Below are 23118 nucleotides of genomic sequence, written 5' to 3'. Positions count from 1 at the left end.
GTGGTGGGAACGGGTGTCAGGCGACCTGAACCCGTGAGTCTCCGGTGACGAATTCGATGGCGAGGTCGCCGCCCACCGCTTCCAGGTAGCGGCGAATCGTGCCGATCTTCGTACTCTCGAGGTCGCCGCGCTCGATCTTCGAGACCTGGCGCTGTGAGACGCCGATCCGTTGTGCCACCTCCACTTGAGTCAGACCAGCATCGGCCCGCAGTTCACGGAGTCGGTAGGCGCGCACTTCGCTGAGCATCCGTTCCTTGTGCGCATCGACGCGTTCGCGATCGATCGGGTGCTCGGCAAGGAACTCGTTGATCTTCATTGCCATAATGGTCACTTTCCTTCCATGGTGCGCAGATGTTCATCGAAGAGGTCGTCGGCACTCGGGATGTGTCTCCGATACCAGCTCTTCCAGCGTCCCGCCTTGTCTCCAGCGATCAAGAGGATCGCGTGGCGACGCGGGTCGAAGGCGAAGAGGATTCGCAGCTCCGACCGGCCGCTCGAGCCCGGTCGCAGTTCCTTCATGTTCCGGTGGCGAGATGCGACCACGGTGTCCACAAGTGGACGCCCCAGGTGCGGACCGTGTTCCTCGAGAAGTTCGACAGCTGCGACGACGTGTTCGCGGGAGTCGTCATCGAGTGACGCGAGCCATTCTGAGATCAGTTCGATGTCGACGACCCACATGGCCAAATTATAGAACTCCCGGGTTCTATCGTCAAAGGTTCTGGTGCTGGTTCCCGGGGACCGAGGTGAGGCTGGGTGTCACCTTCTCCTTGCTCGAGCGAGGTGCCGCTCCTCACCTTCACCGACGAGCTCACCTGGCAGGAAATCGTGAATACCGGCGATGTCCCGGCCGACGCCGGCCCCCGGCGGCTGTGTTCGCCAGCGAGCGCCGCCCCTGCTCCGGAGGCGGATGAGAAGGGCCATGTGTCCTGAGTCCTCGTCGACCGTGAGTCGCCGGCCCACAATCACTTCCGGTAAGCAACCACGTCGGCGACCCCCAGCGTCGCCAGGGCCGCGGTGCGGAGACGTTCGGCGACCACCGCCGTGTCGATCCGGCGCACGACGTAGGGCGTCGAGTTCACCATGCCGAACACCGCGTGGATCGTCACGGTCGCAGCCTCCTCCGACAACCCGGGCGCGTGCCGCCGGAGTGCGGCGACCCACAGCGACACGTACTGCCGCTGGAGGCGGCGCAGGCTGCTGCGCGCCTCGGCGGGAAGCGCGCTGAGGTCCCGGTCCTGGATCCGGATGAGCTCGGGCTCGCCGAGCGCGAACGCGAGGTGGAAGTCGACGAGCCGCCGCAGGACGCCCGCCGGATCGCCCTCCCTTGCCTCCGCGCCGACCCCGGCCGACTCACCGACCCCGACCGAGGCGCCCGCATCTTCCGACCCGCCCGCACCTTCCGACCCACCCCCAATACCTGCGATCTCCGCACCCCCGGCATGGAGGTACTCCGAGATCCCGACGAGCAGCTCGGCGAGGATGTCCTCCTTCGACCCGAAGTGCCGGTAGACCGCCGGCCCGGAGATCCCCGCGCCCGCCCCGATCTCCTCGATCGACACCGCCCGGAACCCGGAGGCCGCGAACAGCCGCTTGGCGTGGTCGAGGATCGCCTGCCGCCGCCGCGCCTTCGCGGTCTGCCGCATCGTCGCGCCCGTTCCCTTGTCCATCGTGCTCATGCTCGCTACGATACCAACTGAGTTAGCCTCAATTAACTGAAATGGGGATCATCCATGAAAGTGATCGGTTCACCGCTGAACACGACCACTGGCGCCGCCCACGCCTCGGCGCATTCCGAGCTCATCGCCGAGCTCCGCGAACGGATCGCCGCCACCGCGCGCGGCGGGTCCGAGAAGTCCCGGCAGCGGCACCTCGACCGCGGCAAGCTCCTGCCGCGCGACCGCGTCGAGCAGCTCCTCGACCCCGGCTCGCCGTTCCTCGAGCTCTCCCCGCTCGCGGCGAACGGGATGTACGACGACGCCTCGCCCGGGGCCGGCATCATCACCGGGATCGGCCGGGTCGCCGGTCGGGAGTGCGTCATCGTCGCCAACGACGCCACCGTCAAGGGCGGCACCTACTACCCGATCACCGTGAAGAAGCACCTCCGCGCGCAGGAGGTCGCCAAGGACAACCGGCTGCCCTGCATCTACCTCGTCGACTCCGGGGGCGCGAACCTGCCCAACCAGGACGAGGTGTTCCCCGACCGCGAGCACTTCGGCCGGATCTTCTACAACCAGGCCACCCTGTCCGCCGCGGGCATCCCGCAGCTCGCGGCGGTCATGGGCTCCTGCACCGCCGGCGGCGCCTACGTCCCGGCGATGGCGGACGAATCGATCATCGTCAACGAGCAGGGGACGATCTTCCTCGGCGGCCCGCCCCTGGTCAAGGCCGCCACCGGAGAGGTCGTCTCCGCCGAGGAGCTCGGCGGGGGAGTGCTCCACTCCCGCACCTCCGGCGTGACCGACCACCTCGCGGCGAACGACCCGCACGCGCTCGAGATCATGCGCGATATCGTCACCACCCTTGCACCCCGGCCGGCCCCGGCCTGGGAGCGGGCCACCCCCGAATCACCCGCCTGGGACCCTGAGGAGCTCACCGCGGTGGTCCCCGTCGACTCGAAGGTCCCCTACGACGTGCGCGAGGCCATCGCCCGCGTGGTCGACGGCTCGCAGTTCCACGAGTTCAAGGCCGAGTACGGCACCACGCTCGTCACCGGGTTCGCCCGCATCGACGGCCACCCCGTGGGGATCATCGCGAACAACGGCGTGCTGTTCGGGGAGTCGGCGATGAAGGGCGCGCACTTCATCGAGCTGTGCGACCAGCGCGACACCCCGCTCGTGTTCCTCCAGAACATCTCCGGGTTCATGGTCGGCCGCGACTACGAGGCCGGCGGCATCGCCAAGCACGGGGCGAAGATGGTCAACGCCGTCGCCACCGCCCGCGTGCCGAAGTTCACCGTGGTCATCGGCGGCTCCTACGGGGCCGGCAACTACTCGATGTGCGGGCGCGCCTACTCCCCGCGCTTCCTGTGGATGTGGCCCAACGCCCGGATCTCCGTCATGGGCGGGGAGCAGGCCGCCGGTGTGCTCGCCACCGTCACCCGCGACCAGAAGACCGCCCGCGGCGAGGACTGGCCGGCCGAGGAGGAGGCAGCGTTCAAGGCCCCGATCCTCGAGCAGTACGAGCAGCAGGGCAACCCCTACTACTCGACCGCCCGGCTGTGGGACGACGGGATCATCGAACCCGGTGACACCCGCCGCGTCCTCGCGCTCGCCCTCGAGGCGTGCCGCTACTCACCGCTGACCCGCCCACTCGATGCGCCCGGCTACGGCGTCTTCAGGATGTGACATGCTCTTCGATACCGTACTCATCGCCAACCGCGGCGAGATCGCGCTGCGCGTCATCCGCACCTGCCGCAGGCTCGGCATCCGCACCGTCGCCGTCTACTCCGACGCGGACGCAGGCGCCGCCCACGTGCGCGCCGCCGACACCGCCGTGCGGCTCGGCCCGGCAGCCGCGAGTGAGTCCTACCTCGACATCAGGAAGGTGATCGATGCCGCCCGGGCCACCGGCGCGCAGGCGATCCACCCCGGCTACGGCTTCCTGTCGGAGAACGCCGCGTTCGCCGCTGCCTGCGAGGACGCCGGGATCGTGTTCCTCGGCCCCACCGCGCAGGCCATCCGCACCATGGGTGACAAGATCACCGCCAAGCAAGCCGTCGCCGCCCATGGGGTGCCGCTGGTCCCCGGCGTCGCCGAGGCGGGACTCACCGACGAACAGCTCATCACCGCAGCCGAGGACGTCGGCTTCCCCGTCCTCATCAAGCCCTCTGCTGGGGGCGGCGGCAAGGGCATGCACGCGGTGTTCGACGCCGCTGACCTCCCGGCCGCGCTCACAGCCGCGAGGCGAGAGGCGGCGAACTCCTTCGGCGACGACACGCTGTTCCTCGAACGGCTCGTCGCCACGCCGCGCCACATCGAGGTGCAGGTGCTCGCCGACGAGCACGGCACCGTCGTCCACCTCGGCGAGCGCGAATGCTCCCTGCAGCGCCGCCACCAGAAGGTCATCGAGGAAGCGCCCTCCGCACTCCTCGACGCGGCGACGCGGGCGCGCATCGGCGAGGCCGCCTGCAACACGGCCCGCTCCGTCGGGTACCGGGGTGCGGGCACGGTGGAGTTCATCGTCGCCGCCGACAATCCGGAGGAGTTCTTCTTCATGGAGATGAACACCCGCCTCCAGGTCGAGCACCCCGTCACCGAGGAGGTCACCGGGTTCGACCTCGTCGAATGGCAGCTGCGGATCGGCGCCGGCGAGCGCATCGACTTCGCCCAGGACGAGGTCACGCTCACCGGGCACGCGATCGAGGCCCGGATCTACGCCGAGGACCCCGCCCGCGGCTTCCTGCCCACCGGCGGCACCGCCCTCGCGGTCGTGTTCCCGGACGGTGAGGGCATCCGCGTGGACGCGGGACTGACCGCCGGACAACGGATCGCCACCGACTACGACCCGATGATCGCCAAGCTCATCGTCCACGCCCCGGACCGCCCGGCGGCCGTCGCGAAGCTCCGCGCCGCCCTGCAGCGCTCCGCGGTGCCCGGCATCGTGACGAACATCGACTTCCTCCGCACCCTGCTGAGCCGCGAGGACGTGGCCGCGGGTGACCTCGACACCGGGCTCATCGACCGGATGAGCACGGGCAGCGAGCTCGAGCACACGCCGAGCGAGGTGGACTGGACCTTCGCCGCGCTCGCCGTGCTCGGGGATGCGACGAAGGCCCGGACTTCCGACAGCGTGTGGAACCGGCCGAGCAGTTGGCGCACCTCCCAGCCGGGGGTGCTGCGCGTGCCGCTGACCCACGAGGGCGAGGAGCGCCTGATCGAGGCCGACCTCGAGAATGTCGACCTCGCCCGGTTCGAACGCGACGGGGCCGGCAGTGGTGGTGCGGGCACGGCAGGTGCCGGTGTTGCGAGGCCCGCGGGCACCTCGGCCCAGGCGCCCCGCGGCCGGGAGATCACGGTCCGGGAGGACGGGGTGGACCGGCGGGCCACGGTGTGGACGACCCGGGTGATCGACTCCCGCGCCCAGCGGCCGACCCTGGAGATCTGGGTCCGCTCGGAGACCGGGATCTTCCGGTTCACCCGCGCGGTCGCCGACCCGACGCTCGACCCGGGGGAGGCCGGCGCAGAGGTCACCGCCCCCATGCCCGGCTCCGTCATCGACGTGCGCGCCGCGGACGGTGACGCGGTCGAGGCGGGCCAGCCGCTCATCGTCGTCGAGGCGATGAAGATGGAGCACGTCCTCACCGCCCCCATGGCCGGCACCCTGCACCTCAACACCGCCGCCGGCGCTCAGGTGGCGCTCGACGAGCTGCTTGCCACCGTGACCGATGACGCGGGCACCGACACTCCTGAGACCAGCGATTCCTCCACCGACGCATCTTCGACAGACAAGGACGGCCAGTCATGACCACGACCTTCACCCCCGGAATGCTCCCCGACGAGTACGAATCGCTGCGGAAGAGCGTCGCGAAGTTCACCGATGACGACGTCGCGCCGGTGAGCGCGGAGCTCGACGCCAAGCACGAATTCCCCTATGAGCTCGTGGCGAAGATGGGGCAGATGGGCCTGTTCGGCCTGCCGTTCGCGGAGGAGCACGGCGGGATGGGCGGGGACTACTTCGCGCTGTGCCTGGCGATCGAGGAGATCGCGCGGGTCAACCAGTCGCTCGCGATCACGCTCGAGGCCGGGGTGTCGCTGGGCGCGATGCCCATCCACCGGTTCGGCACCGAGGAGCAGAAGCGCGAATGGCTGCCCCAGCTCACCGACGGCTCCGGCCTGGCGGCCTTCGGCCTCACCGAACCCGAGGCCGGCTCCGATGCCGGCGGCACGAAGACCCGGGCCGTGCTCGAGGACGGCATGTGGACGGTCAACGGCGGCAAGTGCTTCATCACGAACTCCGGGACCGACATCACCCGGCTCGTCACCGCCACCGCGGTGACCGGCACCCGGACCGGCAAGGACGGGGTGGAGAAGCCGGAGATCTCGACGATCATGATCCCGTCCGGCACTCCCGGGTTCACCGTGGAGCCGGCGTACGACAAGGTCGGCTGGAACTCCTCGGACACGCACCCGCTGACGTTCGATGGTGTGCAGGTGCCGGAGGAGAACCTCCTGGGGGAGCGGGGCCGCGGGTACGCGAACTTCCTCCGCATCCTCGACGAGGGCCGCATCGCGGTGGCAGCACTCTCCGTGGGGGCCGCGCAGGGGTGCGTGGACGAATCGGTGCGGTACGCGAACGAACGGAGGTCCTTCGGGAGGCCTATCGGGGAGTACCAGGGGATCTCGTTCAAGCTGGCTCGCATGGAGGCCCGTGTGGTGGCGGCGCGTGCGGCGTACTACCTGGCGGCGTCGCGGATGCTCGCGGGCCTGCCGTTCAAGAAGGAGGCCTCGATCGCCAAGCTCGTCGCCGGCGACGCCGCGATGGACAATGCGCGGGATGCCACGCAGATCCACGGCGGCTACGGCTTCATGAACGAGTACCTCGTCGCCCGCCACTACCGCGACTCGAAGATCCTCGAAGTGGGGGAGGGGACGACCGAGGTGCAGCTCATGCTCATCGCCCGGGAGCTGGGGGTGGGGTGAGAGAGACCCCGCACCAATCACTGCGACGCAGACGATGCTGAGGGGAGATCGCCCCGGGCTTCGGTGAAATCGAAGTCACGGCGGTGATCTGTGCCCTGCCCTCGATGACAGTTGTGACCTATCCCGCCTGAGCTTTTCACGACGCGACACTTCGATCCCACTTTGTGGACACAATCCGGTGCGTCGCGCAGTCGACTTAGGGTGTAACCCGGATCACAACTGAACCATTCGTGAACTCAATGAGGAGGTCATGACCACATGAGACGTCGTCTCGTCGCCTCGGCTATCGCCGCGTTGTCATCGCTGGTGCTCGTCGCCGGCTGCTCTGCGGAAGCCGAATCCGACCCGCTGGTCCTCCGCGTCGCCTCCGGCCTCAGCAGCCAGAACCTCGCGTGGACCGAAGGAGTCGTCCCGTGGATGGAAGAGGTCGAGAAGGCGACCGGCGGCGCGGTGACCTTCCAGTCATTCACCGGTGGCGAGCTCGTCGAGCTCAAGGGTGAGACGCACGCGCTGCAGACCGACGTCATCGACATCGCACTGTTCCTGCCGACCTATCAGCCCGACCAGTACCCGCTCGTCGAGGTCTCGATGCTGCCGCTCAAGCAGTCCGACGCAGTCGTCGGCTCTGAAGCGTGGAAGAACTTCGTCGAGAGTGACGCCGAGGTCTACGACGGCATGACCTTCCACGAGTGGCAGTTCGGGTCCAAGGGACTCAAAGCGATCCCGCTGCACACGACAGGCGAGTACTCCATCGCGACGACCGGCAGCGACATGTCCAGTGTTGCGGAGCTGAAATCACTCAAACTCCGCGCGGCCTCACGAGTCCAGAACATTACCACGGACGCCTTCAGCGGCAGCACTGTGTCGATCCCGAACGCGGAGGCATTCGATGCGCTGAGCCGCGGGACCATCGACGGCGGTTTCGCCTCGGTCGCCGACTGGCCCAACTACGGGCTCCAGGACCTCTATCAGACCACCCTGACGGGGATGAACTTCGGCCACTTCAATCTCAATCTCATGATGACCGAGGAGAAGTGGAACTCGCTCGATCCGGAGGTCCGTACGATCATGGAGACCGCCATCGAGGACACCTACGTCGACGCCTCTACCGTTTGGAAGGACCAGGGGACTGCGACGAAAGAGTATAACGAGACCGAAGCCGGAGGTGAGTTCATCGACATCTCGACGCTCCCGCCCGAGGTGCGCGAACAGCTGGAAGGCTCTGTCGTGACCACCTGGGACGAATGGACGGCCATGCTCGAAGAACAGGGACTCCCCGGCCGCGAAGCCGCAGAGGAATGGCGCCAGGCGATCATCGACGCGGGCGGCGAGGTGCCCGACGGCATCCTCGAGAACGGGGAGGGCTGACATGGCAACCGGACTCGTCATTGCAATCGCTCTCGTCATCTTCGTTGCCGGGTTGGTCTTCGGCGTGCGGATCCACATCGTTCTGCTGGCCGTGGGCATCGTCGGCTTCGTGCTCCTCGATGGGCCCGGCTCCATCATGGGTCTCGTCGGGCCGCAGCCGTTCATCCGCGTGGCCTCGTATTCATTGAGCACGATCCCGCTGTTCGTCCTCATGGCGCAGTTCGTGCTGCAGGCAGGAATCGTCAAGGACATCTTCGGCATCGTCAGCCGACTCTCGCGCGGCCGTGCTGAGCCCCTGAGCTCGCTGACCCTGACTGCCGGCGGTCTCCTCGGTGCGGTGTCCGGCTCGGCCTCGGCCACCTCGGCGGCGCTGGGCCGGGTGGCGATCCCGGAACTCACCCGGTACGGCATGTCGGCACCGTTGGCCGGTGCCACGGCTGCTGCGGCGGGTTCGCTAGCCGGCATCATCCCGCCGAGCATCATCCTCATCATCTACGGCGTCGCCACCGAAACCGCCATCGGCGACCTCTTCATGGGGGCGATCATCCCCGGCATCGCCACGGTGGTCGTCTACATCGTCGTGGTCATCGGGTGCTATCTCATCGATGAGCGCAAACGCACGACTCCGCGCCAGCCGTACGTGGCCGAGCCGATCGGGGTCAGGCGCACGACGGTCTCGCTCGTCTCCGGCGGTGTGATCGTGCTCATCATCTTCGGCGGCATCTACCTTGGCTGGTTCACTCCGACCGAAGCCGGAGCAGTCGGAGCGCTCGCGGCATTCGTCGCGGCGCTGCTGCTGGGCAAGGTCAACTGGCAGTTCCTGCGGACGTCCCTGCTGGAGACCGTGAAGATCTCCACCATGGTGCTGCTGATCATCGTCGCGGCTCAGGTGTTCAGCAAGTTCGTATCGCTGTCGCTGCTCCCGCGCGTGCTCATCGACGCCTTGGGACCGCTGGTGGACAACCCGGTGCTCCTGCTCCTGGTGCTCGCACTCGTGTTCTTCGTGCTCTTCATGTTCCTCGAGGGAGCGGCCGTCATCCTCATGACGGTGCCGATCGTGCTGCCGCTGATCCAGGAGTCGCAGATCGACATGCTCTGGTTCGGCGTATTCATCTCGCTGCTGTGCACCGTGGGTACGATCTCGCCGCCGATCGGACTGAGCGTGTTCTCCGTCGCAGGCTCCAGCGGAATGTCCGCCGGCCCGATCTTCCGGTACGCGATCTGGATCGCCCTGATCACCACCGTGGTGCTGAGCGTCCTGCTCATCCTGTTCCCGTCACTGGTCACGTTCATCCCATCGACGGCCGGCTGAAGCGAGGAGACCGAATATGAACATGCTCAACAGCTACCGCAAGTTCCAGACGATCGAGCGCATCGGCGCGATCATCAGCGGAATCGGCGTCTTCGTCCTCATGCTCTTCATCGTCGGAGACGTCCTGCTGCGCAACGTCGTCGGAATCTCGATCCCCGGCAACTTCGAGATCGTCCAGAACTACCTCCTCCCGGTCATCGTGTTCCCAGCCCTTGCATGGGTGAGTGCGTCCGGAGTCATGCCGAACATGGACCTCTTGCTGCCGAGGCTGTCGGACGGCGCCCGAAATCGCACCGTCATGGTGATCGTGGGCGTCGAGATCGTGGTGATCGCCATCGTGCTCGTCGCGACGACCGGCTTCGCGATCTGGAACCTTGCCGCCGGGTCGTCGTTCCTCGCCGGCATCTCACTGCTGCCACAATGGCCGGCGCAGCTGCTGGTGCCGCTGGGATTCCTCCTGTTGCTCATCGAGCTGTGCTTCGTCTTCGCGGTCAACCTGCAACGGGATCGTGCGGAGTTCACCGTCGACGTTGCTGAAGGTGCGGTTGAAGGCGAGCCGAGCGGGCTTTAGGGGTCGCAGGTCGGTCAGGGTTGCTCAATGCCGCGACATGATCCTCCGAGTCGGCGAGGGGACGGACCATGAACAGGGCATGCTCATCGTGCGGGAACGAGCGCAACGGTCACTACTTCTCTACGAAGTACTCCCCGTTCTCGTTCATGGAGATCCGCTCCGCCTCTACAGCCCAGCCGACCACGTCCTCCAGCGGTTCCCGAATGTTCCGCCCCATTCGGGACCAGCCGAAGACTCCTATGGTTTCCCGCAGCACCGTGGTCTCCGGTGGCGGTCCGGAGTTGCGCATCAGTCCCAGTCGTACTACCGCCAGTATCATTGTGAGTATTCGTTCGCTTGAGCCATTAATCAGGGGAGGATGCTAGGTATCTCGTGTGGATTATTAACAACGTCAGCGACCTCCTGGGCGACGATCTCAAGGCCGAGATTGCGCCAGGTTCGAAGTTGCGCATTGCCGCATCGACATTCTCCATCTTCGCCTTCGAATCACTTCGCAAGGAACTGGAAAAAGTTTCCGAACTGGAGTTCATCTTCACGTCCCCGTCATTTGTGACCGAGAAAGTGACTGACAAACTCCGCAAGGAACGCCGCGAATTCTTCATCCCCAGCGGTCAGGCCGAGTCGAGCCTTGCAGGGTCAGAGTTCGAGATCAGGTTGCGCAACAAGCTCACCCAGCGTGCGATCGCGCGGGAGTGTGCAGACTGGGTGCGCCGCAAGGTCACGTTCCGCTCGAACGCGACAGGCAACCCAATGCAGCAGTTTGCGGTGATCGATGACACGACTGCGTATACCCAGCTCCAGGGGTTCACCACTGCTGATCTCGGTTACGAAAGTGGCAACGCCGTCTCGAGCTTCGTGAACAGGCTCGACGAAGCCCCGATGACCGAGCAATACATGCGGCTGTTCGACCAGATTTGGCATAACCCCGAGCAGGTCAGCGACGTCACGCAGGCCGTTTACGACTACATCGCCAGCGTTTACGCCGAGAATTCTCCGGCCCGCATCTACTTCTTGATCCTCTACAACCTGTTCGCAGAGTTCCTCGACGACATCAACGAGGACGTGTTGCCGAACGATCGCACCGGCTACCAAGAGACAAAGGTCTGGCAGAGCCTGTACAACTTCCAGCGCGATGCTGCCACAGGCATCATAAATAAGCTGGAGACTTACAACGGGTGCATTCTCGCGGACTCAGTCGGCCTCGGCAAGACGTTCACTGCGCTCGCTGTCATCAAATACTACGAGCTGCGCAACAAGTCAGTGCTCGTGCTGTGCCCGAAGAAGCTCGCCGAGAACTGGACGAACTACAATGCCAACCTTACGACCAACATCTTCGCTTCTGACCGCTTCAACTACGACGTGCTCGCTCATACTGATCTCTCCCGTACCAAGGGCGAGTCCCTCGGCCTGCGTTTGGATCGGATCAATTGGGGCAATTACGACCTCGTCGTGATCGACGAGTCCCACAACTTTCGCAACGCCGACTATGCCGTGGAAAAGGAATCGCGCTACCAGCGTCTCATGCGCCAAGTGATTCGCGAGGGTGTGAAGACCAAGGTGCTGATGCTTTCGGCAACGCCTGTGAACAACCGGTTCAATGACCTCAAGAACCAGCTCCAGCTTGCCTACGAGGGCGAGTCAGGCAATCTCGCTCAGCACCTGAGCCTGTCCACTACGATCGAGAAAGCTTTTGCCGATGCTCAGCGAGTATTCAATGAGTGGTCCAAGCTCGACGCTGATCATCGTACGACCGAGCGCATCCTTCAGATGCTCGACTTCGACTTCTTCGAACTGCTCGACTCGGTAACCATCGCCCGGTCACGGAAGCATATTCAAGCTTTTTACGACACGACTGAAGTCGGTGCCTTTCCCGAGCGGCGCCCTCCGCTCTCGATCCGTGAGCCGCTCACCGACCTGCCGGACGCGCCCGGATTCAAAGACATCTTTGAACAGCTACAGGAGCTGACCCTCGCTGTTTACACCCCGCTCGCGTACGTATTCCCGAGTCGGCGCTCCAAGTACGAAGACATCTACAACGTCACCGCAGGCAACGCTCGGTCCAATCTCGGTCAGGCAGGACGTGAGCAGGGCTTGAAGAAGCTCATGACAGTGAATTTGCTCAAGCGGCTGGAGAGTTCAATCGATGCATTCCGCCTCACCCTGGCGAAGATCGAAAACTCCGTCACTCACACGCTCGGGCGCATCAGCAATCATGCTGGCAACCTCGCCGAACTGAGTCCAGACCTCGACGGGCTCGACTTTGATGGCGATGACGAAGACGACGCGAACATCGAGGCATTGTTCTTTGGTGAGAAGATCAAGATCGACCTCGGTGACCTCGATATCGAATCCTGGCAACGCGACTTGTGGAACGATCGCGAAACTCTTCGAGAGCTTCTCGATGAGATGGGCAAGGTCACGCCTGACCGCGACCTCAAGCTACGCAAGCTCAAACAGCTCATCGAAGACAAGGCTCAGCGCCCAATCAATGACGGCAACCGCAAGGTGATCGTATTCTCAGCCTTTGCCGACACCGCTGATTACCTCTACAGGGAACTCGCTCCAGACCTCGCTGCCGCCGGACTGGGCTCGGCAGTGATCACCGGTGGAAGCCACGGAACGAAAACGACCCTGGGAACAGGCTTCGACTTCCAACAGGTCATGTCGGTATTCTCGCCACGCTCCAAGCAACGCCACCTTACGATGCCACGCGAGACGCGCGAACTGGACGTGCTTATCGGCACCGACGTAATCAGTGAGGGGCAGAACCTCCAAGACTGTGACTATCTGATCAACTACGATATCCACTGGAACCCCGTGCGCATCATCCAGCGCTTCGGGCGCATTGACCGCATCGGCTCCACCAATAGCCAGATTCAACTCGTGAACTTCTGGCCAGACATCTCTCTCGACGAGTACATCAACCTCAAGGAACGTGTCGAGAATCGTATGGTCATAGCGGACCTCGCCAGCACCGCCGACGACAACGTCCTCACCCTCGAAGACTCTGACGCAGCTTTCCGCAAGGAGCAGCTACGCAAACTTCAAGATGAGGTCATCGAGCTGGAAGACGTCCGTACGGGAGTCTCGATCACCGACCTCGGACTCAACGACTTCCGCATGGACCTACTCGGCTACATCAAGGAACACGGCGACCTCGACACCGCACCCCGCGGCCTCCACGCCGTGATCCCCGCAGACCCTAGCAAGGGGCTGCGACCCGGCGTCATCTTCGCCCTCCGGAACCTCACCCCCGACGAGACCCCGTTCTCAGAGGGTTCCGGCAACCGCGGCAACCGGCTCCACCCGCACTACCTCATCTACCTCGACGACCAGGGTGAAGTCATCGCGAACCACACCGAAGCGAAGCACCTCCTCGACCTCCTCCGCGTCGGATGCCGTCCATACGAGGAACCCGTCACCGACGTCGTCCACGCATTCAACACCGCAACCAATGAGGGCGTACAGATGGGCAAGTACTCAGCGCTCCTCACCGACGCGATCCACTCCATGATCGACGTCACCGAGGAACGCGACATCGACAGCCTCTTCACCGGGGGCGGCACCACCGCCCTCACCCACACCATCGCGGGACTCGATGACTTCGAGCTGACCGCGTTCATCGCCGTCGTAGACCCCACCGAGGGCGGCGCCGATGACTGACGTCCTCTACCGGTGGCCCGAGGCAGCGAAGTTCGGCAGACGAGTGCCCAAAGAGAAGTTCTACGAGCACGGCACCGTCAGTACCGCAATCCGTGAGAAGTTCATCGCCGAAGTCCAACGCATCACCTGGGCTTACAAACTCGCCGAGGCCACGATCAACCTGCCCGGAGTGCCGACGGTGCCGGAAATACAGGTCTTCACGATCGACGCCAAGACTGACGACGTCAGCGAAGCCGTCCTGGGCGCCATCGACAAGGCCATTCCGTTCCCGATTATCTTCGAGATCGCGCGCCACCGCGCCGATCAGCCCGAGGCTCGGATGGTCGCGGCGCACAAGCAGCTCGGGGCCGGAACGCCGAAGCTCAGCCCTTACTACCCGACCGGTTGGCAGCCAGAGGACACCCTGCGGCAAGCCCTGCCGACGGCGATCACCTTGCCGGCGCTCTACGCTGCGCTCCTGCAACCGCTGACCCCGATCACAGCGCGCCCGGGCGAGGAGATGTCAGACGTCGCCGACAGACTGGCCACGGTGCGCAAGCTCGAACGTGAGGTCGCGTCCTTGGAGCGCAAGCTCCGTACCGAACCACAGCTCAACCGCAAGGTCGAGCTCCGCCGCACACTCAAGACGAAGCAACACGAACTGGAACAGCAGAGGTAACCCGTGGAGAGACTACGCATGACATCGCCCGACCTCACGCGGGCCAACATTGACAAGATCGCTGATCTGTTCCCCAACGTCGTCACCGAGAGCTCCGACGCCGACGGCAACTCCGTGCGAGCGGTCGACTTCGACCTGCTGCGCCAGGAACTCAGCGACCACATCGTGGAGGGTCCGCAGGAACGGTACCGGCTCGACTGGCCCGGCAAGCGTGCCGCCGCTTTCGCTGCGAACGCTCCGATCGCGAAGACCCTTCGCCCCGTGCGGGAGGAGTCGGTCGACTTCGACACCACGAAGAACCTCTTCATCGAAGGCGACAACCTGGATGCACTCAAGCTGCTCCAGGAGTCGTACCTCGGCAAGGTGAAGCTGATCTATATCGACCCTCCGTACAACACTGGCAACGACTTCGTCTACGAGGACGACTTCGCCGAGTCGAACGTCGACTACCTGGAGCGTTCTGGGCAGACACTCGCATCAGGTGAACGGCTCGTGGCGAACCCGGAGTCGAACGGGCGCTTCCACTCGGATTGGCTATCGATGATGTACCCGAGGTTGAGGTTGGCGCGGAACTTGCTCTCTTCCGATGGATTCATATTCATCAGCATCGACGAAGGCGAACAAGCCGCCTTGCGTCACATCTGTGATGAGGTCTTCGGGACCCCGAGCTACGTCACAACGATCATGTGGCGTCGCAAGCGCGAAACGTCGAATGACTCCAAGAACGTCGCGATCCAGGGTGAGTTCATTCTTGTTTACGCGCGCTCAGTGGAGGGAGCCCTCGCACTTGAGCCCCTGGCCGAGGATTACGTTGCTGCGTCGTATCGCGACCCGACCTCCGAGTTTCCGGAAGGACGTTGGCGAGGGGTACCTATTACGGTTTCCAAGGGGCTGAAGGGCGGCGGATACGTCTACTCGGTCGTGACCCCGTCCGGTGACGAGATTTCCAGAACATGGGCCTATCCCCGCGAGAGCTTCGAGAGACTGGCTTTGTCGGGGCGACTCTACTGGGGTGCAAATGGAGCCGGTGTTCCTCAGCGAGTGATGTACGCGCACGAAGGCCAAGGGCAGCCGACGACGAACTACTGGGATACGACCGGCTCGAACAAAGAGGGTAAAAAGGCAATCCTGGACCTGTTCGGAGATGCGGTCTTCGACACCGTCAAGCCAGTCTCTCTCCTCCAACGGATCATCGGACTTGCGAGCGTCAAGGACTCGATCGTCATGGACTTCTTCGCAGGATCGGCAACCACCGCGCATGCCGTATTGGCCGCGAATGCCATTGATGGCGGCACGCGCCGCTTCATTGTGGTTCAGCTCGATGAAGTGGTGAGCCAGGGTTCCACGGCAGCACAGAATGGGTACGGCGTGGTCTCCGAGATCAGTCGAGAGCGCATCCGTCGCGCGGGCCTCAAGCTCAAGAGCGACGCCGGCGTTCTCCAAGACCGGGTTGATGTTGGGTTCAGAGCGCTCCGTGTGGATACAACGAACCTGGCCGACACATCCATTACCGCCGACGAGCTCGTGCAGACATCCCTGCTCGACGTTGTCGGCAGCGTGAAACCTGGCCGCACAAGCGAAGACCTCCTGTTCCAGGTCCTTCTCGACTGGGGCTTGGAACTCACGATGCCGATCCAGAAGGAGACTGCTGATGGCTTTGAGGTGTACGACGTTGAGGAGGGTGCGTTGATCCTGTGCACACGTCCGCGTGAGGCGCGCGATTCCTCTCTCTCCCTCTCTCTCTCGGGCTGCCGCAGCCATCGCGGAGCGTCAGCCGCTACGTGTCGTGTTCTTCGACGAAGACTTCGCGGACGACGCGGAGCGCATCAACGTCGGGCAGGTGTTCAGTGAATGCTCGCCACACACTGAGGTCAAGACCATATGACCGTCGCTCGCTGGTCGGTGGCGCGTGATGGAGAAGCGCACCCTGCACACACCCGACCTCACCGCTCGAAACATCGAGCGAATCGCCGACCTGTTCCCGCAGGTCATCACCGAATCGCGAGACGCGGAGGGCAACTTGACCCTCGCCGTTGACTTCGATCTGCTCCGACAAGAGCTCTCCGACCACGTAGTCGAGGGGCCACAGGAGCGCTACCAGCTCGACTGGCCTGGCAAGCGCGCCGCCGCCTTCGCCGCCAGCGCACCGATCGCCAAGACCTTGCGTCCCGTGCGCGAGGACTCAGTGGACTTCGACACAACGATGAACCTCTTCATCGAGGGCGACAATCTTGAAGCGCTCAAGCTGCTTCAGGAGTCCTATCTCGGCAAGGTCAAGGTGGTCTACATCGATCCGCCGTACAACACTGGAAACGATTTCGTCTACGAGGACGACTTTGCGGAGTCGAGCGCCGACTACCTCGCCCGTTCGGGACAGAAATCTGAGACGGGCGCTCGCCTCGTTGCCAATACCGAGGCCAACGGGCGGTTCCACTCCGATTGGCTGAGCATGATGTATCCGCGGCTTCGCCTGGCGAGGAACCTTCTGACCGATGACGGAGTCATGATCGTCGCGATCGATGACCACGAGCATGCGAACCTGCGGTCGCTGCTCGACATGGTCTTTGGGGCCGATAACTTCCTGGCCGATGTGGTGTGGCAAGGGTCGGGTAAAAACGATGCGCGGTTCACGGCAGGCGGCCTTGATTACATGCTCATCTACGCGCGGAGCAAGGCCGCGCTGATCGGGCTTGACGTGCGCTTCAAAGGGCCGAAGCGCGGTTACGACGAAGTCATGGAGGCGGGACGCAGGGCCTGGGAAGAGTCGGGGCACGATGCTTCACGAGCCACCGGACTGTTTCGCGACTGGTGGCGGACGAAGCCCGATGCTGAGGCTGGCCTGCGGGCCTACAACGAGATCGACGACTCGGGCAGAGCGTTTACGAAGAGTGATCTCGCGAGTCCGAACCCGCGGGCAAACCTCATGTATGACCTTCCGCACCCAACGACGGGAGTGCCGGTCCCGATGCACCCGAACGGGTGGCGGCTGTCCAAAGAGTCCATGGAAGCGAGTATCGCCGAGGGCCGGATCCAGTTCGGTCCCGATCACCAGACAACCCCACGTTACAAGCGGTTCCTCGACGAGATGGGACAGCAAGCGATCCGCCCAGTCGTCACCCAGGAGCGTGCCCCAGCGAGCGACGCGTTGACGAGGCTACTTGACGGCAAGATGTTCGATTACCCGAAGGATGTTGGGGTCCTTGGAACCTGGGTCGACGCCGTGACGAGCAGCGACAAGAACGCGATCATCCTCGACTTCTTCGCGGGTTCAGGATCGACCGGGCACGCCATCATGAACCTCAACGCTGCCGACCGCGGCAATCGACGTTTCATCCTGGTGCAACTCGACGAAAGTCTCGACCCAGGATCGACTGGGGGCAGGCGCGGATTTACGAGTCTTGCCGACGTCGCCCGCGAGCGCCTGCGTCGGGCCGGAGCGCAAGTGAAGGAAGAGGTGGGGCTCCTCGGTTCCGACCTTGATGTCGGCTTCCGCGCGCTGCGTATCGATGATAGCAACAAGGCCGATGTTCTGAGAACGGCGGTTGATACAGATCAACTCGGACTTGACTCGCTGGAAGCGAGTATCAAGGCTGGCCGGTCTGGAGAAGACCTGCTGTTCCAAGTGTTGCTCGACTGGGGACTCGAACCGTCAGTACAGATCACACGCGCCGAGGTCGATGCCCGCGAGGTGTTCGCAGTTGACGACGACGCGTTGATCGCCTGCTTCGCGGAGTCTGTGTCTCCGGATGTCGTGCGAGCTATCGCCGAACGTGGCCCGCTGCGCGCCGTCTTCCGCGACGATGCCTTCGAATCCGATGCCGCGCGCATCAATGCTGAGCAGGTGTTCCGTGAGATGTCGCCCGCGACCGAGGTAAGGACGATCTGAGGAACGACATGACCTTGACGAACGACGAACTCACCGAATTCCTCGACCGACTGTTGGCCGGTTGGGAGAACGAGGTTGTCGAGTTCAAGGAGGCTGCTCGTCAGTTCTCTGCGGACAAGACCGGTGAGTACGTCTCGGCGCTGAGCAACGAAGCGAACCTGCGCGGACTCGCCTCGGGGTGGCTCGTCTTCGGGGTCTCGAACGCTCGGCAGGTGGTCGGCACGACGCATCTCTTCGAAGTACAGCAGCATCAGACGTTGAAGCATCACATCCACCAGTCGATCGACCAGGGGCTGACAGTCCGCGAGGTCTACGAGGTCATTCACTCGGGCAAGCGCGTGGTGCTTCTGGAGGTGCCGGCGGCGCCCCGCGGCATCCCGATCTCGTGGAAGGGCGACTACCGCGCTCGCGCAGGCGAGAGCCTGGTGCCGCTGTCGCTGGACAAACTGGATGAGATCCGCCGACAGACCATCAGTGCGGACTGGTCGGCTGTCGTCGTTGCTGACGCCACGCTCGCTGACCTCGATCCGGCAGCGATCGCCCGCGCACGTCAAGGGTTCACCGAACGGTACGCGTCCCGTATCCCTGCCGGCGACATTGAGGCATGGGACGACGCGACGTTCCTGTCTAAAGCACGGTTGACCCGTGATGACCAGATCACGCGGGCTGCACTCCTCCTGCTCGGCGCCGACACCTCGACGCATCAGTTAAGTCCGCACCCTGCGCAGATGACTTGGAAGCTGGTTGGCGAGCAGCGGGCAAACGAGCACTTCCGGCTGCCGTTCTTGCTGAACACCACGGCGCTGGCGAAGCGTATCCGTAACGTGCAGCTTCGACTTCTGCCGCCTGACGAGCTGATCTATCGAGAGATCAGCAAGTACGACGAACGCAGCCTGCTCGAAGCGCTCTACAACTGCATCGCGCACCAGGACTACACGCGAAACTCTCGGATCATCGTCACCGAGCACGCCGACCGCATCGTCTTCGAGAGTGTGGGCGAGTTCTTCGACGGCACACCCGACGACTACGCGCTGGACGAGCGCACCCCGCGCCAGTATCGCAACCCGTTCCTCGTCGAGGCGATGACTGAGCTGAACCTCATCGACCAGATGGGCTACGGAATCCACCGGATGGTGCAGGACCAGGTGCGTCGTTTCCTACCGCTGCCCGACTACGACCTCAGCACCACCGGCGAGGTGAAGCTCACAATCCCGGGCGCGGTGATCGATGAGTCGTACTCTCAGCTGCTCATGGTCCGCACCGATCTCCCGCTCGAAGACGTACTTGCGCTGGACCGCGTTCAGAAGGGACTCGACATCAGTGAGAAGGCCGCCCGCCACCTGCGCAGAGTCGGGTTGATCGAAGGCCGGAAGCCCCACCGCCGGATCACTCCTCGCGTCGCAGCGGCGACCGGGGCGATGGCCGACTATATCCGCACCCGGCCCCAGGCCGACGCGCACTACGCCACGCTCCTCACCGACTTCCTCCGCGCGCAAGGACACGCAGACCGTGGTGACGTAGAGGTGCTGCTCCGGCCAGCGCTCAGCGAAGCGCTCACCGAGCAGCAGAAGACAACCAAGATCACGAACCTCCTGACCAAGCTGCGCCGCCACGGCGTCATCGTCAACCGCGGCACCCGCACGAAGCCACGATGGGAGCTTTCTTACGCAGGCGACGAAGGCGTACCGTCTGAGCCCGCTGGCAAGAAGGATGACGGCGACAGTGACGACGCAAGAGGGCCGGGATCAGCGTGAGCACAGGCATCCACAACGCCCGCATCCCTCTAGCAGCGACGACGAACAGCGCCGATTGCAGAAAGAAAGACACTCGATGAAGCTCCAGTTCAAGGTCCAGCAGTACCAGACCGATGCCGTCGATGCCGTCGTCGAGACCTTCGCCGGGCAACCGAAGCATGACGGCATCTCCTACCGGATCGACCCTGGCAAAGTCCGCCCCGTGACCGACCTGGAACTGTTCGAGGCCGAGGAGTGCTCGGACGCCGGTCTGCGCAACGCTGAGATCGTCCTGTCGGGAGCGCAACTGCTGGAGAACGTGCACGCAGTGCAGCGGTCACGGAACCTCCCGCTGTCGGCCAAGCTCGCCTCCAGCGCCGCCGCTCCCGGCGCACCGAACCTTGACGTGGAGATGGAGACGGGCACGGGTAAGACCTACGTCTACATCAAGACGATCATGGAGCTGCACAAGCGGTATGGCTGGTCGAAGTACATCATTGTGGTGCCGTCGGTCGCGATCCGGGAGGGCGTGAAAAAGTCGTTCGATGTGACTTCCGAGCACTTCCAGCAGCTCTACGGCACCAAGCCGCGCTCGTTCATCTACAACTCCTCCCAGCTGCACGAGTTGGAGCGGTTCAGCTCCGATGCTGGCGTGCAGGTGATGATCATCAACATCCAGGCGTTCAACGCCACCGGTAAGGACAACCGCCGCATCTACGACGAACTCGATGACTTCCAGTCGCGCCGTCCGATCGATGTCATCAGCGCCAACCGCCCTATCGTGATCATTGACGAGCCGCAGAAGATCGGAGCGCCCAAGTCGCTGGAAGCGCTGTCACGGTTCAACGCGCTGATGCTGCTGCGGTACTCCGCTACGCACAAGGTCGATCACACCAAGGTGCACCGGCTCGACGCGCTGGACGCCTACAACCAGAAGCTGGTGAAGAAGATCTCGGTGCGGGGCATCACCGTGAAGGGTCTCGCTGGATCGACTGCCTACCTGTACCTCGACTCCATCGAGATCGCGAAGGGCGCCAAGCCACGCGCGCGGGTCGAGATCGAGGTGCAGATGGTAACCGGCATCAGGCGACAGGTCAAGCGCCTCGACGTGGGAACGAACCTTCATGATGTCTCGAACGGAATCGAGGCATACAAGGGGCTGTTCATCACCGAGGTTGACGCGAACCGGGACGTGATCGAGCTGAGCAACGGCGATGTGGTCGTGGCTGGGCAGCTTGCCGACCGGGACGTCACCGAGGAGACCAAGCGACGCATCCAGATTCGCGAGGTCGTTCGCGCTCATCTGGACAAGGAACGCGAGCTGTTCAGCCAGGGCGTTAAGGTGCTCTCGTTGTTCTTCATCGACGAGGTCGCCAAGTACCGCGACTACAGCCGTGAGGACACTCTTGGCGACTATGCGCGGATGTTTGAGGAGGAGTACGCCGCGATCCGTGACGAGGTGCTCGGCGAACTCGCCATCGACGCGGCGACCGAGGAGTACCAGACCTACTTGCGCCGCGACGACGTGCGGCAGGTGCACGAGGGCTACTTCTCCATCGACAAGAAGACCAAGCACCAGATCGACGGCAGGGTCTCCGGCCGGGGCGACGACAAGGGCCAGTCTACGGACACCGACGCCTACGACCTGATCCTGAAAGACAAGGAACGCCTGCTGTCCTTCACCGAACCCGTCCGATTCATCTTCTCCCACTCGGCGCTGCGCGAGGGCTGGGATAACCCCAACGTGTTCGTCATGGGTATGCTCAAGAAGAGCGACAACACCGTCTCCCGTCGCCAGGAGATCGGGCGCGGGCTCCGGCTGGCCGTTGACCAGCACGGGGAGCGGATGGACAACCCCGTCACGGTGCACGACATCAACGAGTTGACCGTCGTCACTGACGAGTCCTACACCGACTTCGTGACCGGCCTCCAACGCGAAATCTCCGAGTCGCTCGCCGCCCGGCCGCGCAAGGCCAGCGTCAAGTTCTTCGTCGGCAAGACCATCCAGACCCTCTCGGGTGAGTCGGTCATCGAGGAAGCCGTCGCCCAGGCGCTCTACAAGTACCTGGTCAAGAACGACTACGTGAACGACGACGACACCATCTCCGACGCCTACAAGCAGGCCAAGGAAGACGGGACACTCGCCGCTCCGACCTCTGAGGTACTCAAGCCTGTCATCGACTTCGTGTGGCCGCTGATTGACGTTCTCTACCTGGACCTGCCGGTGCCCACCGATGACCGCAAGCCGAAGAAGGTACCGCTGAACGAGGCCAACTTTGCTCGCAAGGAGTTCCAGGCCCTGTGGGGCAGGATCAACCACCGCGCCGTCTACCAGGTTGAGTTCGACTCCGGTGAACTGATCCGCAAGGCGATCGACCACCTCGACAAGCACCTCAATGTCGCCGCGCTGCAATACGTCGCGCAAGCCGGCCAGCAGCGCGAGCAGTTGGAGGCGGACGACCTGACCAGCGGCTCCGGCTTCGCGGTGCAGACCACGCAGACGCACACCGAAACCGTCAGCGCAGGCTCGCAGGTGAAGTACGACCTGCTGGGTGAGATCACCGAGAAGACCCAGCTCACCCGTCGCACGGTCGCAGCGATCCTCCGCGGCGTCACGCCAGGAACGTTCGCCAAGTTCCGTCTCAACCCCGAGCAGTTCATCACCGAGGCAGCCCGGCTCATCAACGAACAGAAGGCCACCGTCATCGTCGAGCACCTCGCATATGACGCTCTCGAAGACCGCTTCGACTCCGCGATCTTCACCGAGAACCAGACGGCCCAAGACTTCTCGAAGGCCGGGTCGAAGCTCAAGAAGCACGTCTACGACTACGTGGTCACCGACTCCAAGATTGAACGCGAGTTCGTCACCGAACTCGACACCAGCCACGAGGTCGCCGTCTACGCGAAACTCCCGCGAGGGTTCTTCATCCCCACGCCCGTTGGCGACTACAACCCGGACTGGGCCATCGCGTTCACCGAGGGCAGCGTCAAGCACGTCTACTTCGTCGCAGAGACCAAGGGCTCGCTGTCCACGCTCCAGCTCAAGGGCGTCGAGGACGCCAAGATCGAATGTGCCCGCAAGTTCTTCGCTTCCCTCAGCGAGAAGAACGGCAACGACGTCACCTACGACGTGGTGACCGATTACACCGAGCTAATGCAGCTTGTTACGGCGTGATGCGAATCGCGGCTTCTGATCTTCCTTACCTCGATGATCAGAATGGGGGATGTGTTTCGTGACCGGGACTGCTTCTTGACTTCGTCCCGATACGATCGACCTAAGTGGTAGGAC

The 23118-nt window shown here is 63.7% G+C and carries 17 protein-coding genes; 13 read left to right on the top strand and 4 right to left on the bottom strand.

Translation table 11 applies throughout. The annotated features are described in order from the left end of the window. Positions 1-16: 16 nt before the first annotated feature. Positions 17-316, bottom strand: a complete 300-nt coding sequence (locus tag FDF13_RS01135) for a helix-turn-helix domain-containing protein (RefSeq protein WP_254668848.1) — start codon at positions 314-316, stop codon at positions 17-19. Positions 317-327: 11 nt separating this feature from the next. After that, positions 328-678: a type II toxin-antitoxin system RelE/ParE family toxin gene (locus tag FDF13_RS01130; protein WP_137318085.1), complete on the bottom strand. Its 351-nt coding sequence runs from the start codon at positions 676-678 to the stop codon at positions 328-330. Between the two features lie 75 nt (positions 679-753). On the opposite strand from FDF13_RS01130, the gene FDF13_RS14570 reads away from it, so the two are divergent. Continuing rightward, positions 754-930 (top strand): hypothetical protein, encoded by a 177-nt coding sequence (locus tag FDF13_RS14570; RefSeq protein ID WP_175406794.1) that lies wholly within the window; start codon positions 754-756, stop codon positions 928-930. Between the two features lie 32 nt (positions 931-962). Here the strand turns inward: FDF13_RS14570 and FDF13_RS01125 are convergent, their stop codons facing one another. Further along, a complete protein-coding gene (locus FDF13_RS01125; protein ID WP_137318084.1) occupies positions 963-1676 on the bottom strand; it encodes a TetR/AcrR family transcriptional regulator in 714 nt (237 codons plus the stop codon). Between the two features lie 54 nt (positions 1677-1730). Between FDF13_RS01125 and FDF13_RS01120 the strand changes: the two genes are divergently transcribed. The 6 genes from FDF13_RS01120 (at position 1731) to FDF13_RS01095 (ending at position 9889) form a co-directional block, all read left to right on the top strand. Beyond that, entirely contained in the window at positions 1731-3344 is a 1614-nt protein-coding gene (locus tag FDF13_RS01120) for a carboxyl transferase domain-containing protein (protein WP_137318083.1), read from the top strand. A gap of 1 nt (position 3345) precedes the next feature. Further along, positions 3346-5463, top strand: a complete 2118-nt coding sequence (locus tag FDF13_RS01115) for an acetyl-CoA carboxylase biotin carboxylase subunit (protein ID WP_137318082.1) — start codon at positions 3346-3348, stop codon at positions 5461-5463. After that, positions 5460-6638 carry an acyl-CoA dehydrogenase family protein gene (locus tag FDF13_RS01110; protein ID WP_137318081.1) on the top strand — a complete coding sequence of 393 codons (1179 nt, stop codon included), beginning with the start codon at positions 5460-5462 and terminating at the stop codon, positions 6636-6638. The genes FDF13_RS01115 and FDF13_RS01110 overlap by 4 nt, the downstream gene beginning before the upstream one ends. A gap of 258 nt (positions 6639-6896) precedes the next feature. After that, positions 6897-8006, top strand: a complete 1110-nt coding sequence (gene dctP, locus FDF13_RS01105) for a TRAP transporter substrate-binding protein DctP (RefSeq protein WP_137318080.1) — start codon at positions 6897-6899, stop codon at positions 8004-8006. Position 8007: 1 nt separating this feature from the next. Beyond that, positions 8008-9318, top strand: coding sequence for a TRAP transporter large permease subunit (locus FDF13_RS01100; protein WP_137318079.1), 1311 nt, complete (start codon positions 8008-8010; stop codon positions 9316-9318). Positions 9319-9334: 16 nt separating this feature from the next. Beyond that, positions 9335-9889, top strand: coding sequence for a TRAP transporter small permease (locus tag FDF13_RS01095; RefSeq protein ID WP_137318078.1), 555 nt, complete (start codon positions 9335-9337; stop codon positions 9887-9889). Between the two features lie 112 nt (positions 9890-10001). Here the strand turns inward: FDF13_RS01095 and FDF13_RS14565 are convergent, their stop codons facing one another. Beyond that, positions 10002-10178, bottom strand: a complete 177-nt coding sequence (locus FDF13_RS14565) for a hypothetical protein (RefSeq protein ID WP_175406793.1) — start codon at positions 10176-10178, stop codon at positions 10002-10004. Positions 10179-10261: 83 nt separating this feature from the next. Here FDF13_RS14565 and FDF13_RS01090 point away from each other — a divergent pair, with 83 nt between their 5' ends. The 6 genes from FDF13_RS01090 (at position 10262) to FDF13_RS01065 (ending at position 23004) form a co-directional block, all read left to right on the top strand. Continuing rightward, positions 10262-13552, top strand: coding sequence for a helicase-related protein (locus tag FDF13_RS01090; protein ID WP_137318077.1), 3291 nt, complete (start codon positions 10262-10264; stop codon positions 13550-13552). After that, entirely contained in the window at positions 13545-14210 is a 666-nt protein-coding gene (locus tag FDF13_RS01085; protein WP_137318076.1) for a DUF4391 domain-containing protein, read from the top strand. The genes FDF13_RS01090 and FDF13_RS01085 overlap by 8 nt, the downstream gene beginning before the upstream one ends. An 18-nt stretch (positions 14211-14228) precedes the next feature. Continuing rightward, positions 14229-16061 carry a site-specific DNA-methyltransferase gene (locus FDF13_RS01080; protein ID WP_217494875.1) on the top strand — a complete coding sequence of 611 codons (1833 nt, stop codon included), beginning with the start codon at positions 14229-14231 and terminating at the stop codon, positions 16059-16061. Between the two features lie 61 nt (positions 16062-16122). Further along, positions 16123-18096, top strand: coding sequence for a site-specific DNA-methyltransferase (locus FDF13_RS01075; RefSeq protein ID WP_137318075.1), 1974 nt, complete (start codon positions 16123-16125; stop codon positions 18094-18096). Positions 18097-18104: 8 nt separating this feature from the next. Further along, complete coding sequence (locus tag FDF13_RS01070; RefSeq protein ID WP_137318074.1) at positions 18105-19850, top strand: RNA-binding domain-containing protein; 1746 nt, start codon at positions 18105-18107, stop codon at positions 19848-19850. A 76-nt stretch (positions 19851-19926) separates the two neighbouring features. Continuing rightward, positions 19927-23004 carry a type III restriction-modification system endonuclease gene (locus FDF13_RS01065; RefSeq protein ID WP_137318073.1) on the top strand — a complete coding sequence of 1026 codons (3078 nt, stop codon included), beginning with the start codon at positions 19927-19929 and terminating at the stop codon, positions 23002-23004. The last annotated feature ends 114 nt before the right edge of the window (positions 23005-23118 follow it).

This window comes from Brevibacterium sp. CS2, from assembly GCF_005280295.1.
Lineage (GTDB): Bacteria > Actinomycetota > Actinomycetes > Actinomycetales > Brevibacteriaceae > Brevibacterium > Brevibacterium pityocampae.
The sequence above is the reverse complement of the archived record's forward strand: the minus strand, read 5'-3'. Positions and strand labels throughout refer to the sequence as shown.

Excerpts from the sequence above, each read along its gene's own strand:
- FDF13_RS01065 (WP_137318073.1), top strand. The coding sequence starts at position 19,927 with ATGAAGCTCCAGTTCAAGGTCCAGCAGTACCAGACCGATGCCGTCGAT.
- FDF13_RS01120 (WP_137318083.1), top strand. The coding sequence starts at position 1,731 with ATGAAAGTGATCGGTTCACCGCTGAACACGACCACTGGCGCCGCCCAC.
- FDF13_RS14565 (WP_175406793.1), bottom strand. The coding sequence starts at position 10,178 with ATGCGCAACTCCGGACCGCCACCGGAGACCACGGTGCTGCGGGAAACC.
- FDF13_RS01115 (WP_137318082.1), top strand. The coding sequence starts at position 3,346 with ATGCTCTTCGATACCGTACTCATCGCCAACCGCGGCGAGATCGCGCTG.
- FDF13_RS01075 (WP_137318075.1), top strand. The coding sequence starts at position 16,123 with ATGGAGAAGCGCACCCTGCACACACCCGACCTCACCGCTCGAAACATC.
- FDF13_RS01125 (WP_137318084.1), bottom strand. The coding sequence starts at position 1,676 with ATGAGCACGATGGACAAGGGAACGGGCGCGACGATGCGGCAGACCGCG.
- FDF13_RS01110 (WP_137318081.1), top strand. The coding sequence starts at position 5,460 with ATGACCACGACCTTCACCCCCGGAATGCTCCCCGACGAGTACGAATCG.
- FDF13_RS01095 (WP_137318078.1), top strand. The coding sequence starts at position 9,335 with ATGAACATGCTCAACAGCTACCGCAAGTTCCAGACGATCGAGCGCATC.
- FDF13_RS01100 (WP_137318079.1), top strand. The coding sequence starts at position 8,008 with ATGGCAACCGGACTCGTCATTGCAATCGCTCTCGTCATCTTCGTTGCC.
- FDF13_RS01070 (WP_137318074.1), top strand. The coding sequence starts at position 18,105 with ATGACCTTGACGAACGACGAACTCACCGAATTCCTCGACCGACTGTTG.
- FDF13_RS01135 (WP_254668848.1), bottom strand. The coding sequence starts at position 316 with ATGAAGATCAACGAGTTCCTTGCCGAGCACCCGATCGATCGCGAACGC.
- FDF13_RS01130 (WP_137318085.1), bottom strand. The coding sequence starts at position 678 with ATGTGGGTCGTCGACATCGAACTGATCTCAGAATGGCTCGCGTCACTC.
- FDF13_RS01080 (WP_217494875.1), top strand. The coding sequence starts at position 14,229 with ATGACATCGCCCGACCTCACGCGGGCCAACATTGACAAGATCGCTGAT.
- FDF13_RS01085 (WP_137318076.1), top strand. The coding sequence starts at position 13,545 with ATGACTGACGTCCTCTACCGGTGGCCCGAGGCAGCGAAGTTCGGCAGA.
- dctP (WP_137318080.1), top strand. The coding sequence starts at position 6,897 with ATGAGACGTCGTCTCGTCGCCTCGGCTATCGCCGCGTTGTCATCGCTG.